This is a genomic window from Streptomyces sp. MS19 (genome assembly GCF_047200595.1).
Classification (GTDB): domain Bacteria; phylum Actinomycetota; class Actinomycetes; order Streptomycetales; family Streptomycetaceae; genus Streptomyces.
The window spans coordinates 121,149-137,590 of the sequence record NZ_JBJZOH010000010.1 but is presented as its reverse complement, the minus strand read 5'-3'; the positions used below and the strand labels follow the sequence as shown (position 1 = coordinate 137,590).

Sequence of the window (16,442 nt, the reverse complement as noted above, 5' to 3'; positions counted from 1 at the left end):
TTCAGACCAGCTGCGCGGCTTCTCCGCCGGAGGCCGGACGGATCAGGACGGAGTAGTCGCGGCCGCCGATGTGGCAGGTCAGGCGCGCGGGCAGGGGCGGGCGCGCGGGCTGGGCGAGCAGCCAGGCGTGGACGGCCGACGCGATGGCGGCCGGGTCGGGGCGGGCGAGCCGGCCGTTCCCGTCGTCCTCCGGTTCGGTCCGGAGGAGGCAGGGGCGGTCCTGACCGCGCGTTCTGAGCAGGCACGTCCCCGGGGTGGGCAGGATCGCCGCGGCCGAGCGGCAACCCGGGTACGCGGACAGGGCATACCTGGCCCACCCGTCCGCGGTCCAGGACAGTTCCGCCTCGGTGGCGGACGTCGGGAGGGGGCGGCGGTACAACAGGCCGGCGGAGCGCGTCAGGCCCTCGTCGGCGGCGCCGTACTCCGCGGCGAGATGGTGTCCCGGCGCCGCGAGGCCGACGGGACGCCGCACGAGGCGTACGCCTTGCACGGTGACCTCGGCGTGGACGTCGAACCCTCTGGGGGAACGGCCGGCCGGCCGGGGAGCGGGCAGTGGTCTGAGCGGACTGCCGGGACCTGGCGGGGTGAGGTCCAGGAGGGCGTACAGCTCGGTGCGCAGCCGGTGCAGCCCGTCGCCCTGGAACGTGAACGCCGCGTCCGCTGCCGCGCGTCCGGTACCTGGCACGTACGCCCGCAACGCGTCCCGCACGGTCTCGGCGGCGCCGAGGCGCGGTATCCGGCGCAGGAGGGTGTGCATCGGGCTGTCCGCGATCAGTTCGGCCCCGCCGGGATAGGAGCCCACCACGGGACGGTCCGCGACGCCGCAGTAGTACAGGGCCGCTGACCCGTGGTCGGTGATCAGCGCGTCCGCCGCGATCAGCACCGAGGCCCACTCCTCGTGCGGAGCGGCCAGGACCAGTCCCGCGTCGAGGGCGGGCGCCAGCATCTCGGCCAGCTCGTACGTGCCGAGCCGGCTGTGCTCGTTGGGGTGGACCACCAGGGCCAGCTGGAACTCGTCGTGGGGAAGGTGGGCCGCCAGCTGGGCAGGCAGGCCGGGGCGTCGCCGCAGGAGGGACTCGCGTCCCCATGTCGAGACGATCGCGAGCAGTGTGCGGGGGCCGGTCCTGAGCGCGGACCGGTAGTGGTCGCGGAGCGGGCGCGAGGCGAGGGCGCGGTCCAGAGTGGGGTCCCCGACCACCTTCGCCCGGTGGGCGAGACGCGTGTCGCCGACGGCGAGCCTGGCTACCTGGCTGGGGTGGGCGAGGGCGTGCAGGGCTATCGGAGCGCCGCCGTCGCGCCGGAGCAGCGCGGGGTCGAGGCCGGACGCGGAGTCGGCGTTCTCGCCGGGGATCGACTTGTTGTATCCGGCGCCGTGCGGCAGCAGCACGTGCCTGCCGCTGAGCAGGGGGAGATCGCCCTTCGGGCTTGAGGTGAGCACCAGGTCGTAGGTGGTCGCGCACGCCTCGGCCCAGGGGACTGTACGGCCGCCGACCGCCTCGATGGCGGCGAGGGTGTCGACGCCGAAGTCGGAGCCGGGTACCAGGGTGAAGAGGCGGGTGATCCGGTCGTCGCCGGAGAAGGCGGGCATGACGTCGAGCAGGCGGTACAGGGCCACTGCTGACCGTGCGGCGAGCAGTACCGCCCGTCGCCCGTCGCCCGTCGCCCGTCGCCCGTCGCCCGTCGCCCGTCGCCCGTCGCCCGTCGCCCGTCGCCCGTCGCCCGTCGCCCGTCGCCCGTCGCCCGTCGCCCGTCGCCCGTCGCCCGTCGCCCGAGTGTCCATTCTACTTGGCGAGTTCGGGGAAAGTGTCATTTTCCGACTGATCGGGGCGGATTCGGATGCATCGTCCGGCGACATGACCCGATGGTACCGATCGTGGCATCCATGCCTGAGGTGCTGGATCGGACGTGAGCGGCGCCGCCTTGTCGGATTCCGCGGGGGATCGGGAAGATGGCGGAATGAGTGAATGGGCTATCACGCTGATTGCCTCGGGATCGGCGATCGCCGGCGGCATCGTCACAGGCTGGTACACCCGGAGTGCCGGCATCCGGCAAGCCGCGGCGGCCCGTCATGCGGGGGACCGGCAGGCCGACGCGCTGCTCGCGTCGGTCCGGATGACCTTGCAGGGGGAAGCCGCGCAGCGGGCGCTCGCGCTCCGGCGACAGGTTTACGCGGAATTCCTCGGAGCCGCGGAGGCGAGAATGCTGACCGAGCGGACAGGGCGGGGGAACGCCGGCGATGAAGTCCTGTTCCAGCGGGCCCTCGGCGGAGTCGTCCTGGAAGGGCCGGCCGAGGCCGCCGCGGCTGCGGGTCGTCTCGCCGACTGCCTGCGGCGCCATGGGACGCCCGACGAACTGCACCAGGCGAAGCTGGCCTTCGTGGCGGAGGCGCAGCGGGCTGTGCACGGCGGGGCTGCGGCCGGCTGAGAGACCGGGCCCGTTCTCTCCTCCTCCGGCGGAGCGCCGGCCGAGTTGGCGGCTCTGGCCGTGTCGGGCGCGCCGACGCTGGTCGGGCTGATGGTCTCGGACGCGTGGGGACGGGTGCGGGGTGGGCCGGCACGGTTCCTCGGGCGGCGGCCGAGGCGGGTGCCCAGGCGGTGCGGGCGCGGTGGGGTGAACCACGGTGTGATCTTCCAGCGGGTGCGCATCCCCGGTGGCGTCGCCTTCCCTGTACGGACGGCGCAGCCCGCCGGGCCGGGGCCTGCGGCCATGCCGGACCGGGTGCCGCAGTGAGGGGGAAGTTCAGCGACCGAACGGCTGGGCCGGCCGTTCCGGAGGAGGGTACGACCTGTTCCTGGCCCTGGGGTGATGGGTGCATGCCGTGCATCCGCTACCGCACCGGGTAAGGATTCGATTCCCTCGGGCGGCTCCGAGAAGGCTCCGGACAGCTGTCGTCCGACATCCGTGGTGCGCCGTCCGGCTCTTCACGTCGGCGACTCGGGTGAGCGCCGGCCCAGTTGGTCGCGGCGGCGGGTCAGGTAGGCGGTTTCGGCTGTGTTGCCCGCCAGTTCGATGGCTCTGTCGTAGGCCGCTCGCGACTCCCGGCTGCGGCCCAGCCTGCGCAGGAGGTCCGCGCGGGTGGCGTGGTAGGCGTGATAGCCGGCCAGCCTGTGATCGAGACGCTCGGTGGCCGCCAGTCCCACCTCGGGGCCGTCCAGCTCGGCGACCGCGATGGCCCGGTTCAGGGCGACGACGGGCGAGGGATCGACGCGGACGAGCTGGTCGTAGAGGGCGACGACCTGCGACCAGTCCGTGTCGCGCATGTCCCGGGCGGAGGTGTGCACGGCGTTGATCGCCGCGAGGATCTGGTAGCGGCCCGGAGCCACCCCGGCGGCGGCAGCGGCGAGGCGCTCGCGTACCAGCCGGTGCCCCTCGGCGATCAGCGCCACGTCCCACGCTCCGCGGTCCTGCTCGTCGAGAGAGACCAGTTCGCCGCCTGCCGACACCCGGGCGGGACGGCGGGCCTCGATGAGCAGCATCAGCGCCAGCAGTCCGGCCGCCTCGCCGTCCTCCGGCAGGAGGGTCAGGATCAGGCGGGTGAGCCGGATCGCCTCGGCGGTGAGGCCGGGACGCAGGGGATCGGTGTCGGGGCCGGTCGGCAGGTACCCCTCGTTGAAGATGAGGAAGAGGACGGTGAGTACTCCCGAGACGCGGGCCGGGAGATCCTCGGCGGACGGGATGCGGTAGGGGATGCGCGCCGCTTTGATCTTGGTCTTCGCCCGGGTGATCCGCCGCTCCATGGCGGTCTCGGACACCAGGAAGGCACGGGCGATCTCGGGCACGGTCAGACCGCCGACGATGCGCAGCGTCAGCGCCACGCGGGCCTCCGTCGCCAGCGCCGGGTGGCAGCACGTGAAGATCAGCCTGAGCCGGTCGTCGTCGATGGGGCCGGGAGGCGCGGGCGGGTCGTCGTGGAAAGCCATCCGAGCCTCCCAGTGCTTGTCGTCGCGCTTGTTCTCGCGCCGGATCCGGTCGATGGCCTTGCGGTGGGCGGTGGTGGTCAGCCAGGCCCCGGGATTGGCGGGTACGCCGTCGGCCGGCCACCGCTCGACGGCGGTCGTGAACGCGTCGGCCGCTGCCTCCTCGGCGATGTCGAGGTCGCCGAAACGCTTGGTCAGGGCGGCAACCACCCGCGCCCACTCGTCGCGGTGGGCCCGGGTGACCGCCTCCTCGGCGTCGCTCACAGGAACGGCCGCACCTCGATCTTCCGATCGCAGATCCTCGACGCCTCGGTGGCGAGCCGGAGCGCCACATCCAGGTCAGGGGCTTCCCACACCCAGACGCCGGCGAGGTACTCCTTCGACTCCACGAAGGGCCCGTCGCTGAACACCGCCCGCTCGCCCCGGTTGTCGACGACCGTGGCCGCGTCGGTGTCCGCGAGTCCGCCCGCGAAGACCCAGTGGCCCTCGGCCATCAGCCGCTCGTTGAACGCGCTGATGGCACGCTGCCTGTCCGTGCTGCCGGGGTTGGCCTTGTCATCGATCACGGAAACCAGGTACCGCATGTCTGAGGATCATCTCCTGTCGTGTCGGGACAGCACCGTCCGGTGGCCGGGGGCTTCAGGCCGCCGCGTACTGCGGGCGCCCGGACGGCCGGTGGACCTGGATCGTCACGCCCTTCGAGTCGACCCGCGACTCGACCAGGTCGAGCGCGAGATCCGGGCCGGTCTCCGGAAACAGCCGCGCGCCCTGGCCGACGACCACCGGTATCACGATCAGGGTCATCTCGTCGACCAGGTCGTTCTCCAGCAGCCACTGGATCAGGACGCCGCTGCCGTGCACCTGGAGCTCGCCCCCCGGCCTGGCCTTCAGCTCACGGACGGCCGCGACGAGGTCGCCGCCGACAACGGTCGTGTCCGCCCAGCGCGGCGCGGTGAGCGTGGTCGAGGCGACGTACTTGGGGGCCGCGTTCAAGGCCACACCGATGGGGTGCGCGCGCATCTGGTCGATCGATCCCCAGGAGCCGGCGAACAGCTCGTAGGTGCGCCGGCCGAACAGGAACGCCTCCGCGCGCTGGTAGGTCCGCGTGATGTACGCCCTGGTCTCGTCGTCGCCCTTCCCCAGGGCCCAGCCGCCGCGCTCGAATCCGTTCCTGCGGTCGTCCGACGTGGCGCCGTTCCCCTGCATCACTCCATCGACGGTGATCTGGGTCATGGTCGTGAGCTTCATGATCGTGGTCCCTCTGCCCTGGCGGCGCCCCTGGTGGGCGCTCTCACCTCTCCTACGAACGCGACCGCCCCGATCCGACACCGCCTCCCGGGTTTCTTCGGAAGATTTTTTCCGGGCCTCGCCGGCAAACGGGTGGGGGGCGGGCGGATCGGTCACCGCTTGAGGGTTTCGGCCAGCAGGGCACTGGTCGTCTGGTCGGCCGGCAGGAACGCCTCAAGGCGCAGTTCGGCGACGGTGACGTCGACAGCGGTGCCGAAATGGGTGAGCGTGGTGATGAGGGTCAGCTCCCTGTCGTCGGCCGGGTCGGCCGCCCGGAGCCGCAGGGGGACGGCGAAGCCGAGGTGGTGCGGTGAGTCGCGCGGGCGTGGGGGCGCCAGGTCGGTGAGCTCGCGGGCCAGGCGTCGGAGGCGGTCGTCCGGGTTGCGCACGCTCTCGGCCTGGACGCGGTCGATGATGTGCCACGCCCACTCGTCGCGGTTGATGATGCGGGGCGCGAGGCCCTGCGGATGCAGCAGCACCCGGGGGACGCTCACCGGCGGTACGAGCAGGTGGGGGGCCGCGCCGGCGGTGAGGGCGCGGAAGGCGGCGTTGGCCGAGACGAGGTCGCCGTGCCGGTCGACGACCACCGCGGGGTACGGCAGGTGGCCGTGCAGAATCCGTTCGAGGGCGGTGCGGATCGGTTCGAGCCGGGGGTCGTCCAGGCTGGTCCGCGGGTAGACCGGGGCGAATCCGGCCGCGAGGAGCAGTTCGTTGCGCTCGCGGATCGGCACCTCCAGGGATTCGCCCAGCCGGATGATCATCGATCGGCCGGGGATCGACCGCCCGCTCTCGATGAAGCTGACGTGCCGCTGCGTCGTTCCGGCACGCATGGCCAGTTCCAGTTGGCTGACGCGCCGCCGGGTGCGCCACTCGCGCAACGCTCCGGCGAGCCCGCCTCTGGTCGGTTCGCTGCTCACCCCTCCTGTGTAACCCGACCGGCCGCTGATCCACCATTCCCCGCGAGGAATTGCCGCGCGGCGGCCGGCGCAGCAAGGTCGTCGGCACACACCGGCCATTCGCAGGCAAGCGAGGGGATCAGCCATGGCTGACATCGACATCCACGACCTCACCGACCGCTACGTCGCCGTATGGAACGAACCCGATGCCGAGCGCCGCCGCGCCGCGGTCCGCGAGCTGTGGTCCGCCGACGCGGTCCACGTGCTCCAGCCCCCCGAGGAGATCCGGCGGACCGCCGAGGGGCTGGGCTTCGACCGTCTCGTGCTGGAGGCGCGCGGGCACGGCGCGTTGGAGTTCCGGGTGACGCGCGCCTACGAGGAGTTCGTCGCGCCGGGCACCTTCGTCTTCCGGTCACGCGGCAACGCCGACCGGCTCCACGACGTCGTCAGGTTCCACTGGGAGATGGCGCACCGGGACGGTGACGGGATCGCCGGCGTCGGGCTGGAGATCCTCATGCTCGGCCCGGACGGCCGCATCGTCGGCGACTACCAGTTCATCGAGGGATGAGCGCGTTGACGGAGACACTCCCGTCGATGGTGCGCAGCTACCACGCCACCACCGGCGGCGGTGTCGAGGGCCTCTCACTGCGTACGGCGGCACCACGCACACCGGGGAGGCGTGAGGTCGCGGTCGCGGTCCGTGCCGCTTCACTCAGCTTCCGCGAACTTCTGGTGCTGCGGGGGGAGTACGTGCTGCCCGTCAAGCCCGACGTCATACCGGTCTCGGACGGTGCCGGCGAGGTCGTCGCGGTCGGGCCGGACGTCCGGCGGGTACGCCCGGGTGACCGCGTCACCGCGGCGCTGTTCCCGCGGTGGCTGGACGGCCCGCTGGAACCGGCGCACCTGCCGCAACTGGGCGGGTCGCTCGACGGAATGCTGACCGAACTGGCCGTCCTCCCCGAGGACGCCCTCGTGCCCGTCCCCGGCCACCTCTCGTACGCCGAGGCGGCGACTCTTCCCTGCGCCGCCGTCACGGCGTGGAACGCCCTGACCGGCGACGGCCGCGGAGTCCGGCGCGGACAGACCGTGCTGGCCACCGGCTCCGGCGGCGTGTCGCTGTTCGCGGTGCAGTTCGCCAGACTCCTGGGCGCGAGAGTGATCGCCACGACAAGCCGCGCGGACAAGGAGCAGCGCCTCCGCGATCTGGGAGCCGACGAGGTGATCAACTACCGCGACGTCCCGGACTGGCACACCGCCACTCGTGAACTCATCGCCGGGCGAGGCGTCGACCGTGTCGTCGACACCGCCGGGACGCTGGAGCAGTCGCTGAAGTCGCTCGCCGTCGACGGACACGTCGCCTTCGTCGGGTCGGTCACCGGCAAGTGGCCACCGGTCGATTCCCGTCTGCTGTTCGGCGTCGCCGCCACGGTCCGCGCACCGGCCGTCGGCAGTCGTGCCCAGTTCGTCGCGATGAACGCCGCCATCACCGCGCATCGGCTCCGACCGGTCCTCGACCAGGTGTTCCCGTTCGAAGAGGCCGTGGAAGCGTACAGGTACTACGAGTCGGCCGGCCCGTTCGGGAAGGTGGTCATCAGCATCGGATAGCCGGCTCCACCCGCGCGCCTCACCCGGCCACCGTTGATCACCACTCGCTACAGGCCCTGGCGGGTGGTGGTCTCGGTGTAGGCGGTGGTGAGGGTGGTCAGGGCTCGGGTCAGGGTTTGTGGGGGTGTGGTCGCGTAGCTGATCACCAGTGCCGGGGGGCGTCGGGGTGTTGGGGTCAGGGAGTAGAACTGACCGCCTCGGACCAGGACGTGGTGGCGGCGTGCTGTGCGGACCAGGGCGGTTTCGTCGGTGCCCGGGGGGAGTTCCAGGTAGCCCTGGAGTCCGCTGTTCCTGCCCAGGAGGCGGCTGCCGGGGAGGTGGGTGGCGGCGTGCTGGCGCAGGACCTGGCGGCGGCGGTGGAATTCGGCGCGCAGCGCGCGCTGGTGCCGGTCGAAGCCGCCGGTGTCCACGAAGCGGGTGAAGGCGAGCTGTTCGAGGCCCGAGCAGCCTATGTCCCAGCCGGCGCGTACCCCTTCGACCGACGCCATCAGCTCGGAGGGGGCGGCCAGCCAGCCGAGGCGGAGGGCGGGCGCGAGTGCCTTGCTCGCGCTCCCGGCGTACACCACCCGGTCGGGCGCCAGACTCTGTAACGACGGGAGCCGGTCGGCGCGGTGGAGGAACGAGCTGTCGAAGTCGTCCTCGATGACATAGCCGTCCACCGCGCGCGCCCAGGCGACGAGGCGTTCGCGCCGGTCGGGCGCGAGGCGTACGCCGGTGGGGAACTGGTTGCCAGGCGTGACGAGCACGGCCCGTACGCCGCTCTCCTCCAGCAGGTCCACGCGCAGGCCGTCCTCGTCCACCGGGATGCCGACCGGCCGCAGGCCCGCGCTGGTGATGAACTCGCGCTCGCCCGGGTGCCCGGGGTCCTCCACGCCGAGCGCGGTGTGGCCCCGGTCGAGCAGGACCGCGCAGATCAGGGCGAGGCCCTGCGCGAACCCGGCCGTCATCATGAGGTCTTCGGGGCGCACGCGCACGCCGCGCACGCGCCCGAGGTAGCCGGTCAGCACGCGCCGGGTCAGCGGCACGCCCGCCGGGGGCGAGTAGCCGAGCTCCTGGCGGCCCGCCCCGTTGACCACGGCGGTGACGCAGCGGATCCACTCCTGGCGGGGGAAGTCCACGACGTTGGACGTGCCGGTGCGCAGGTCGCACACCGCCTCGGGCAGCGGCTCCGGGTCGTCGGTGACGAGGGTGGAGGAGGTGTCGTGCGAGGCGGCGCGGGCCGAGACGGTGGTGCCCGAGCCGGCCCGCGTCTCCAGGTAGCCTTCGGCGGACAGCTGCTCGTACGCCTCCACCACCACGCTGCGGGAGACGCCGAGGTCGGCGGCGAGCTGGCGGGTGGACGGCAGGCGGGTGCCGGGCCACAGGGTCGTGTCCTCGATCAGGGCGCGGAGCCCGTTGCGCACCTGGACGGTGAGCGGCAGGCGCGCGCCGCGGTCGACGGTGAGCACGAGGTGCCACGGCAAGTGGTCTTCTCCATGAGCAGCGAAGTGGTATGGCCCAAACGGTGTCACGTTTGATGAAATCACCTCGCGCGCAGTTACGCCGCTGGTACGTCGCGTCAGTGGCCGGGGGTGAACGGGGGAGCCGGGACGGAGTGGTCCCGGTGTGTGTGCTTTCTACGCGCGTCGCGGGTGTGGCAGCGGCGTCCCCGAAGCCCTGACGGTCCTGGCGGATCAGAAAGGCATTCGTCATGTCGTTGCAGTCGCAGGCGTATCCGCCCGGCGCCGTCGCCGGGGAGACCGTCCGATCCATGACCGCCGCGCAGACCGCCGTACGCGGCGGCCGGGTGCCGGTGCGCGTGGTCGCCGAGCCCTTACCGCACGTCGACGCGCCGCGCCTGTACGAAGCACTCGCCGCGACGCGGGAACAGGGCGACACCTACCTCTTCGAGAGCCTCGACGGCCCCGACCGCGACCGGTACTGGACCGCCGTCGGCTGCGGCCGCCTCGCCGAACTGCGCGTGTGGGCCGACCGCGTGGAGCTGTCCGCGCCGGGCGCCCTCGGCGAGGCGCTGGTCGGCGCGCTGACGGCCGCCGCGGGGGAGCCGGTCGTCCGGGCGGGGCAGGTCGCCGTGTGGCGCCTCGCGGGGGCCGACGGGATGTGGCCGTTCGTCCGGGCGGCGCAGGCCGCGTTCGACGTGCGCACGGCGCTGCCCGCCGACTCGTTCGCCTTCGGCTTCCTCACGACGCTGTCGTACGAGGCGGCCTGGGCCATGGAGGAACTGCCCCCGCCGCCGCCGGGACCCGAGACGCCGCGCTGCACGCTGACGCTCTTCCGCGACACCGTCTGGTACGACCTGCGGCGCGGCGGCGTGCGCCATCTGCGCGCCGACGGACCGCTGTTCGGCGACGTGGAAGGGCAGGAGCCGCTGCTCTCGGTCGTGGACCGCGTGGCGGCCGGGACGGACGGCGGCGGCGCGGCGGTCCCGCCGGCCCCTGCGCCGCGCTCGGTGCGCGACACGGTGGACGAGGAGACGTTCGTCGCGCGCGCCAAGCGGTGCCTGGGCCACATCGGCGTGGGCGACAGCTACCAGATCCAGATCGGGCACCGCATCGATGTCGAGAGCGACCTGACGCCCGCCCAGGTCTACCGTCGGCTGCGGCACCGCAACCCGTCGCCGTACATGTACCTCGTCCCCTGGGCCGGGCGGACGGTGATCGGCGCGAGTCCCGAGCTGTTCGTGCGCGTCGAGGAAGGCACGCTGTCGATGCGCCCCATCGCGGGCACCGCGCGGCGCGCCGCCGATCCGGCGGAGGACCGGCGCCGGGTGGAGCTGCTGCGTGAGAGCGCGAAGGAGCAGGCCGAGCACGTGATGCTGGTGGACCTGTGCCGCAACGACATCGGGCGCGTGTGCGTGCCGGGGACGCTGTCGGTGGACACGATGATGGACGTCGAGCCCTTCGCGTACGTCCACCACCTCGTCTCGACGGTCTCCGGGCGGCTGCGGGAGGGCACGGACGTGTGGGCGGCGATCCGCGCGACGTTCCCCGCCGGGACCATGACGGGTGCGCCGAAGCTGCGGGCCATGGAGATCATCAACGACGTCGAGGACCAGCCGCGCGGCATCTACGCGGGGGCGCTGGGGCTGGTCGACATGCGCGGGTACGCGGTGCTCGCGCTGTGCATCCGCACGGTCGTGCACGACGGGGAGCGGTACAGCACCCAGGCGTCGGCCGGCGTGGTCGCGGATTCGGACCCCGTCGCCGAATGGCGGGAGACGCTGGCCAAGATGAGCGCCACGTACTGGGCGCTGACCGGTGAGGAGCTGCTCGGGTGAGGGTCCTGCTCGTCGACGCGTACGACAGTTTCAGCCACATCATCGATCAATACCTGCTCACGCTCGGGGCGGAGACGGACGTCGTGCGGTCGCGGACGCGCACGGTGGAGCAGTTGGTGGACTCGGCGCCGGACGCCGTGGTCCTCGGGCCGGGTCCCGGGCACCCGGCGGACTCGGGGCACGTCGAGCTGGTCCACGCGTTCGCCGGGCGCGTGCCGCTGCTGGGCGTCTGCCTGGGGCACCAGGCGATCGGCCTGGCGTACGGGGCGCGGATCGCCGTCGCGCGGAACCTGATGCACGGGAAGACGAGCCCGGTCGAGCACGACGGGCGGGGCGTGTTCGCGGGCGCCGCGCGCCCGTTGACGGTGACGCGCTACCACTCACTGATCGTGACCGATCCGCCGGCCGAGCTGGCGGTGACGGCGACGTCGCGGGACGACGGCTATGTGATGGGCGTGCGGCACCGGACGCTCGCCGTGGAGGGCGTGCAGTTCCATCCGGAGAGCGTGACGACGGAGGACGGCAGCAGGCTGTTCGCCAACTTCCTGGCGGGTGCCGGGGCGGAGGCGGGGGCCGTGCCGGCGGCCGGGCGGGGCTGACGGCGCGCGCCGGGGACGCGGCGTGACGGGTGCGCCGCGCCCGGCGGGCGCGCAAGTGGCCTGATGGAATTCCTGGGAATTGGCCACATCCGGCATGCCGCCGACTGCTTACTGTCAGTCACGACGCCGCAACGCCCACGCCGACCACGACACCCCACGCCGACCACCGCGCCCCACCCGTCACCCGCACCGACTCACCGAAGGACCACCGCGCTCATGGACAGCACCCGCCCCGGCGACCGCAGCCTCGCCGTCACCGTCGACGCACGGCTGACGGCGCGCGTCCCCGGCTACGTGCTCGGGCTGATCGCCGTGCCGACCGCCGACGTCGCGCGGGAGGCACGGGCCACCGACGCCCTGCTCACGGCGGCCGAGGACCGCCTGCACGCCGAACGGCTCGGCAAGGCGGACGTCTCGGCGCTGCCCACCATCGCCGCCTGGCGCGACGCCTACCGCATCACCGGGGTCAACCCCAACCGCTTCCCCTGCGCGGCCGAGTCCGTCCTGCGCCGGGTGGCCAGGGGCGACCGGCTGCCGCGGATCAACGCGCTGGTGGACCTGTGCAACGCCACGTCGCTCGACCTCCGCCTGCCGGTGGCCTCCTGCGACGTCGGGGACATCGCCGGCGAGCTGTCCGTCAGGCCCGCCGACGGCACCGAGACGTTCCTGCCGCTCGGCGCGCCGGACCGGCCGGAGCGTCCCGACCCCGGCGAGATCGTCTACGCCGACTCCGCCGGCCGCGCCCACTCGCGGCGCTGGAACTGGCGGCAGGGCGACATGGTGCGGACCGACGTGGGGCGCCACCGGCTGCTGCTCACCGCCGAGTCGGCGCACGCGCAGGGCCGCGCGGACGTCGAACGGGCGCTGGGCGCGCTCGCGGACGCGCTGGACGGGCTCGGCGTGAAGGCGGAACCGCCGCTCGTCCTCGACCGGTCGGCGCCGTCCGCCGTCCTGTTCGGCTGAGCCGCGCCCGTCCCCCACGACCCCACCGAGGAGTTGCCCCATGGACCGTTCCATCCTGGTCGTCCACCGGCCCGCCGCGGGACGCTACACCGCCCAGTTCCGCGCGGTGGCCGAGGCCGCCGCCGGGCTCGGCGTCCGCACCGTCGTGCTGCTGCCCGAGGGCGAGGAGGCGCCGGAGGCCGAGGGGCTGCCGTGCCACCACGCCGACCTCGACAGCACGGCCGCCGTACGGGCCGCGGTGGACCGGATCGTCACCGAGCACGCCGTCGAGCGGATCTTCCCGCTGTTCGAGGGCGACGTCCTGCCCGCCGCGCACAGCCGCCGCGACCACGGCATCCCCGGTCTCGTGCCCGACCAGGCGCTCAACTTCCGCGACAAGAACGTGATGCACCGCAGGGCCGAGGAACTGGGCGTCCGCGTCGCCCGCTCCTGCCGCCCCGACACGGTGGGCGCCGTCGCCGAGTTCGCGGACGCGGTGGGCTACCCCGTCGTCGTCAAGCCGTACGCGGGCTGGGCCTGCGGCGACACGTACCGGGTGGACGACCGCGCGGACCTCGACCGTGTGTGGGCGCTGATGGGTGACGACCGGCACGAGTACCGCGTCGAGGAGTTCGTGCGCGGCGCGGAGTACCACGTGGACTCGCTCTTCCAGGGCGGCGAGCCGGTCTTCGAACAACTGTCGCGCTACACGTACTCCGTCCTGGAGTACCGCGACGAGCCGGGCGGGACGATCTCCCGCAAGTACGGCCTGACGGCGGGCGAGCGCCGCATCCTGGAGCTGAACGCGGTGGTGCTGCGCGGCTTCGGGCTGCGGACCGGCGTGGTGCACGCCGAGTTCTTCCTCCAGGACGACGGCGCGGTCGTGTTCGGCGAGGCGGGTGCCCGCGCGGGCGGCGGCTCGATCGTCCCGGCCATCGAGGCGGGGCGCGGCATCAACCTGGCGGGCGAGTGGTGCCGCCTCGAACTCGACCCCGGCCACCGGCCCGCCGCACGCCTCGGCCCGGAGATCGGCACCGAGTACCTCGGCTCGCCCGCCGTCGGCCGCATCACCGGCATCACCGGCGCGGGCGAACTGACCGCGCTGGAGGGCGTGCTGGCCGCCGACGTGTGGAAGGGCGTCGGTGACGTCCTCGCCCCGCCGACGCGCTCCAACGACGTGCTCGGCTGGTACGTGTGCGAGGGCGAGGACTTCGAGGACGTCCGCGCGCGCTTCAAGACCGTCCGCGACGCGTTCCACGTCCGCACCGAGCGGGTGTGACATGGCCTGGACCCGGTTCTGGACACGGTTCGGCGAACTGCCGCTCGCGCTGCGCGTGCTGTTCCTCGCCTCCTTCGTCAACCGCGCGGGCATGTTCGTCTTCCCGCTGCTCGCCGTCTACCTGGTGCGCGGCGAGGGGCTCAGCGCGGGCGAGGCGGGCCTGCTGATCTCGGTCGGCAGCACCGGGCTGCTCGTCGGCAGCCTGCTCAGCGGCCCGCTGTGCGACCTGCGCGGCAGACGTACGGCGCTGCTGGCCGCGCTGCTGCTGAACGCGGGCGGCTACCTCGGCCTCGCCGTGCTCGACGGCCCGCCGTGGACGTACGGCGCGCTGCTGTTCGTCGCGCTGGTCGGCATGGGCGCGTTCAGCCCGGCGTCGAACACGCTGGTCGCCGACCTGACCACGCCGGAGCAGCGCCCGTTCGCCTACACGCTCAGCTACGTCGGGAACAACCTCGGGATGGGCGTCGGACCGCTGCTCGGCGGCGTCGCGGCGGCGTACTCGTACGGCGTCATGTTCGCCGGGAACATCCTCGCGGGCCTCGTCTGCGCCGCGCTGATCGCCGTGTGGGTGCCGAGAGACCGGCCGGCACGCGCGGACGGGCCGCGCGAGCGGCGGCGCGCCGGGCCGCTCGGCCACGGGCACGTGCTGCTGCTCGTCCTCGTCTCGTTCTTCTACGTCGTGCCGCTGATCGGCCTGGAGTACGCGCTGCCGCTGGCCATCACGACCGAACTGCACGAGTCGGCGGGCTTCGTCGGCGCCGTCTACACGATCAACAGCGTCGTGGTCGTCAGCCTCGGCCTCGTCATGGAGAAGCACATCAGGGGCTACGGCACGAAGCCGCTGCTCCTGGTCGCCGGCCTGCTGTGGAGCCTCGGCCTGGCCGTGATCGCCTTCGGCTTCTCGCTGACGGCAATCCTCGCCGCCACGGCGGTGTGGACGCTCGGCGAGATCATCGTCTCCGTCGTCGTCCCCACCTACATCGCCGACCACGTGGACCAGCGGCGCGTCGGCAGCTTCATGGCGCTCAACGGCTTCGTGCTCGGCGTGGCCAGGCTCGTCGTCCCGGTCGGCCTCGGCGTCGTGTGGACCGCCGAGGGCCGCGAACCCGTCTTCCTCATCCTGCTCGCCGCGCCGCTCGCCGGCATGGCGGCCTACGCGCTGCTGCGGACGCGCCCCGCCCCGCTCGCCGCCGCACCGCACCCCGCAGACACCCCCGCGCCGCCCACCGGCCAGGCCAGGACGGCGGACGCGCGGGGGCCGGGCGGCTGACCGTCCCCGGTCGGACCGCCCGCCGCACAGCACCGGTTCCACCCGATCGACAGGAAGTTGCCATGCCGCAGACGAAGTTCCTGCTCTCCGAGGACCGAATGCCCACCACCTGGTACAACGTGGTGGCGGACCTGCCCAAGCCGCTGGACCCGATGCTCCACCCCGGCACCCGCGAGCCGGTCACGGCCGCCGACCTGGCGCCGCTCTTCCCCGACACGCTGATCGAGCAGGAGTTCACCACGGCGCGCACCGTGGACATCCCCGGCGCCGTCCTCGACGTGTACCGGCAGTGGCGGCCCAGCCCGCTGGTCCGCGCCCGCCGCCTGGAGCAGGCCCTCGGCACGCCCGCCCGCATCTACTACAAGAACGAGGGCGTCAGCCCGGCGGGCAGCCACAAGCCCAACACGGCGATCCCCCAGGCGTACTACAACAAGCAGGCCGGTGTGGAGCGGCTCACCACCGAGACCGGCGCCGGGCAGTGGGGCAGCTCGCTGTCCCTCGCCTGCCAGTACTTCGGCCTCGTCTGCGAGGTCTACATGGTGAAGGTCAGCTACCAGCAGAAGCCGTACCGGCGCGGGCTGATGGAGACGTTCGGCGCGAGCGTCACGGCGAGCCCGAGCGAGACGACCGAGGCGGGCCGCGCCGCGCTCGCCGCCGACCCCGACTCGCCCGGCAGCCTGGGCCTGGCCATCTCCGAGGCGGTGGAGGCGGCGCTCGCCAGCAACGGCGCCGCCAAGTACGCGCTCGGCTCGGTCCTCAACCACGTGCTGATGCACCAGACGATCATCGGCCAGGAGGCGCTGCTCCAGATGGAGCTGGCCGAGGACTACCCGGACGTCGTGATCGGCGCGGCGGGCGGCGGCTCCAACTTCGGCGGCCTCGCCCTCCCGTTCCTCGGCGAGCAGTTGCGCGGCGGCAGGGCGGTGCGCGCCGTCGCCGTCGAGCCCGCCTCCTGCCCGAGCCTCACCGAGGGGCGCTTCGACTACGACTTCGGCGACACGGCGGGCATGACGCCGCTGACCAAGATGCACACCCTCGGCCACGACTTCGTGCCGCCGAGCATCCACGCGGGCGGGCTGCGCTACCACGGCATGGCGCCGATCATCAGCGCGCTCAAGGACCTCGACTACCTGGAGGCACGCGCCGTGCCGCAGACGGCGTGCTTCGAGGCCGGGGTCACGTTCGCGCGCAACGAGGGCATCGTCCCGGCGCCCGAGTCCACGCACGCCGTGCGCGCCGCCATCGACGAGGCGCTCGCCGCCCGCGAGGCGGGCGAGGAGCGGACGATCCTCTTCTCGCTCTCCGGACACGGCCACTTCGACATGCAGGCGTACATCGACTACTTCGCCGGGAAGCTCACGGACTGACCC

The 16,442-nt window shown here is 73.0% G+C and carries 15 protein-coding genes; 9 read left to right on the top strand and 6 right to left on the bottom strand.

Annotation, left to right across the window (positions count from 1 at the left end; genetic code table 11):
- Position 1 precedes the first annotated feature (1 nt).
- A complete protein-coding gene (locus ACL02R_RS13405) occupies positions 2-1,588 on the bottom strand; it encodes a translation initiation factor 2 (protein WP_412797144.1) in 1,587 nt (528 codons plus the stop codon).
- A gap of 317 nt (positions 1,589-1,905) precedes the next feature.
- Here ACL02R_RS13405 and ACL02R_RS13400 point away from each other — a divergent pair, with 317 nt between their 5' ends.
- Complete coding sequence (locus ACL02R_RS13400) at positions 1,906-2,424, top strand: hypothetical protein (RefSeq protein ID WP_412797101.1); 519 nt, start codon at positions 1,906-1,908, stop codon at positions 2,422-2,424.
- Between the two features lie 497 nt (positions 2,425-2,921).
- Here the strand turns inward: ACL02R_RS13400 and ACL02R_RS13395 are convergent, their stop codons facing one another.
- From ACL02R_RS13395 to ACL02R_RS13380, 4 genes are all read right to left on the bottom strand, one after another.
- Positions 2,922-4,181 carry an RNA polymerase sigma factor gene (locus ACL02R_RS13395; RefSeq protein WP_412797100.1) on the bottom strand — a complete coding sequence of 420 codons (1,260 nt, stop codon included), beginning with the start codon at positions 4,179-4,181 and terminating at the stop codon, positions 2,922-2,924.
- Positions 4,178-4,501: a YciI family protein gene (locus tag ACL02R_RS13390; RefSeq protein WP_412797099.1), complete on the bottom strand. Its 324-nt coding sequence runs from the start codon at positions 4,499-4,501 to the stop codon at positions 4,178-4,180. The genes ACL02R_RS13395 and ACL02R_RS13390 overlap by 4 nt, the downstream gene beginning before the upstream one ends.
- A gap of 55 nt (positions 4,502-4,556) precedes the next feature.
- Positions 4,557-5,165 (bottom strand): dihydrofolate reductase family protein, encoded by a 609-nt coding sequence (locus ACL02R_RS13385; RefSeq protein ID WP_412797098.1) that lies wholly within the window; start codon positions 5,163-5,165, stop codon positions 4,557-4,559.
- Between the two features lie 152 nt (positions 5,166-5,317).
- The gene (locus tag ACL02R_RS13380) at positions 5,318-6,121 is read right to left on the bottom strand and encodes a helix-turn-helix domain-containing protein (protein WP_412797097.1); all 804 of its coding nucleotides are present in this window, start codon (positions 6,119-6,121) and stop codon (positions 5,318-5,320) included.
- A gap of 124 nt (positions 6,122-6,245) precedes the next feature.
- On the opposite strand from ACL02R_RS13380, the gene ACL02R_RS13375 reads away from it, so the two are divergent.
- The gene (locus tag ACL02R_RS13375) at positions 6,246-6,668 is read left to right on the top strand and encodes a hypothetical protein (protein WP_412797096.1); all 423 of its coding nucleotides are present in this window, start codon (positions 6,246-6,248) and stop codon (positions 6,666-6,668) included.
- A 5-nt stretch (positions 6,669-6,673) separates the two neighbouring features.
- Positions 6,674-7,705, top strand: a complete 1,032-nt coding sequence (locus ACL02R_RS13370; RefSeq protein WP_412797095.1) for a zinc-dependent alcohol dehydrogenase family protein — start codon at positions 6,674-6,676, stop codon at positions 7,703-7,705.
- Positions 7,706-7,752: 47 nt separating this feature from the next.
- Here ACL02R_RS13370 and ACL02R_RS13365 read toward each other — a convergent pair whose 3' ends face one another.
- Entirely contained in the window at positions 7,753-9,168 is a 1,416-nt protein-coding gene (locus ACL02R_RS13365) for a PLP-dependent aminotransferase family protein (protein WP_412797094.1), read from the bottom strand.
- A 287-nt stretch (positions 9,169-9,455) separates the two neighbouring features.
- Here ACL02R_RS13365 and ACL02R_RS13360 point away from each other — a divergent pair, with 287 nt between their 5' ends.
- The 6 genes from ACL02R_RS13360 to ACL02R_RS13335 all read left to right on the top strand — a co-directional run bounded on the left by ACL02R_RS13360 (position 9,456) and on the right by ACL02R_RS13335 (position 16,439).
- Positions 9,456-10,982 (top strand): anthranilate synthase component I family protein, encoded by a 1,527-nt coding sequence (locus ACL02R_RS13360; RefSeq protein ID WP_412797093.1) that lies wholly within the window; start codon positions 9,456-9,458, stop codon positions 10,980-10,982.
- Positions 10,979-11,581 carry an anthranilate synthase component II gene (locus ACL02R_RS13355; RefSeq protein WP_412797092.1) on the top strand — a complete coding sequence of 201 codons (603 nt, stop codon included), beginning with the start codon at positions 10,979-10,981 and terminating at the stop codon, positions 11,579-11,581. Before ACL02R_RS13360 ends, ACL02R_RS13355 begins: the two co-directional genes overlap by 4 nt.
- 216 nt (positions 11,582-11,797) lie before the next feature.
- Positions 11,798-12,544 carry a B3/4 domain-containing protein gene (locus tag ACL02R_RS13350; protein ID WP_412797091.1) on the top strand — a complete coding sequence of 249 codons (747 nt, stop codon included), beginning with the start codon at positions 11,798-11,800 and terminating at the stop codon, positions 12,542-12,544.
- A gap of 40 nt (positions 12,545-12,584) precedes the next feature.
- Complete coding sequence (locus ACL02R_RS13345) at positions 12,585-13,802, top strand: ATP-grasp domain-containing protein (RefSeq protein ID WP_412797090.1); 1,218 nt, start codon at positions 12,585-12,587, stop codon at positions 13,800-13,802.
- A 1-nt stretch (position 13,803) separates the two neighbouring features.
- Entirely contained in the window at positions 13,804-15,072 is a 1,269-nt protein-coding gene (locus tag ACL02R_RS13340; protein ID WP_412797089.1) for an MFS transporter, read from the top strand.
- A gap of 62 nt (positions 15,073-15,134) precedes the next feature.
- Positions 15,135-16,439: a TrpB-like pyridoxal phosphate-dependent enzyme gene (locus ACL02R_RS13335; RefSeq protein WP_412797088.1), complete on the top strand. Its 1,305-nt coding sequence runs from the start codon at positions 15,135-15,137 to the stop codon at positions 16,437-16,439.
- The last annotated feature ends 3 nt before the right edge of the window (positions 16,440-16,442 follow it).

Excerpts from the sequence above, each read along its gene's own strand:
- ACL02R_RS13345 (WP_412797090.1), top strand. The coding sequence starts at position 12,585 with ATGGACCGTTCCATCCTGGTCGTCCACCGGCCCGCCGCGGGACGCTAC.
- ACL02R_RS13340 (WP_412797089.1), top strand. The coding sequence starts at position 13,804 with ATGGCCTGGACCCGGTTCTGGACACGGTTCGGCGAACTGCCGCTCGCG.
- ACL02R_RS13350 (WP_412797091.1), top strand. The coding sequence starts at position 11,798 with ATGGACAGCACCCGCCCCGGCGACCGCAGCCTCGCCGTCACCGTCGAC.
- ACL02R_RS13405 (WP_412797144.1), bottom strand. The coding sequence starts at position 1,588 with ATGCCCGCCTTCTCCGGCGACGACCGGATCACCCGCCTCTTCACCCTG.
- ACL02R_RS13335 (WP_412797088.1), top strand. The coding sequence starts at position 15,135 with ATGCCGCAGACGAAGTTCCTGCTCTCCGAGGACCGAATGCCCACCACC.
- ACL02R_RS13375 (WP_412797096.1), top strand. The coding sequence starts at position 6,246 with ATGGCTGACATCGACATCCACGACCTCACCGACCGCTACGTCGCCGTA.
- ACL02R_RS13385 (WP_412797098.1), bottom strand. The coding sequence starts at position 5,165 with ATGAAGCTCACGACCATGACCCAGATCACCGTCGATGGAGTGATGCAG.
- ACL02R_RS13360 (WP_412797093.1), top strand. The coding sequence starts at position 9,456 with ATGACCGCCGCGCAGACCGCCGTACGCGGCGGCCGGGTGCCGGTGCGC.
- ACL02R_RS13390 (WP_412797099.1), bottom strand. The coding sequence starts at position 4,501 with ATGCGGTACCTGGTTTCCGTGATCGATGACAAGGCCAACCCCGGCAGC.